This is a genomic window from Leuconostoc sp. S50 (genome assembly GCF_016624925.1).
GTDB classification, from domain to species: domain Bacteria; phylum Bacillota; class Bacilli; order Lactobacillales; family Lactobacillaceae; genus Leuconostoc; species Leuconostoc pseudomesenteroides.
The window spans coordinates 1-271 of sequence record NZ_JACVUE010000039.1 but is presented as its reverse complement, the minus strand read 5'-3'; the positions used below and the strand labels follow the sequence as shown (position 1 = coordinate 271).

General features: G+C 59.4%; 1 protein-coding gene. It reads left to right on the top strand.

Annotated features, from left to right (window positions below; translation table 11 throughout):
* Positions 1-271 (top strand): immunoglobulin-like domain-containing protein (locus IAE53_RS11295; protein ID WP_200554245.1); only part of this gene is annotated, 271 nt, incomplete at both ends.

The following is a 271-nucleotide window of genomic DNA, read 5'->3' as shown; positions in this document are numbered from 1 at the left end:
AGTCACCGATACCATCGACGAAGTAGTCGCCAAGTTGACCGCGACTTCGTCGGTCACCGAAGGCGGCGACATCACCTACACCGTGACGCTGACCAACAAAGATGGTCTGCCGATCAACAATCACGGCGCCCTGACCTTCACCCTGGACGATGGCAAAACCACCATCACCATCCCGGCGAACGGCACCACCGGCTCGGTCACTGTGACCGCACCGGACAACGTCTATGTGGGCGCGAATGACCCCGTCGTGAAGTCGATTGCTTCGGTAACG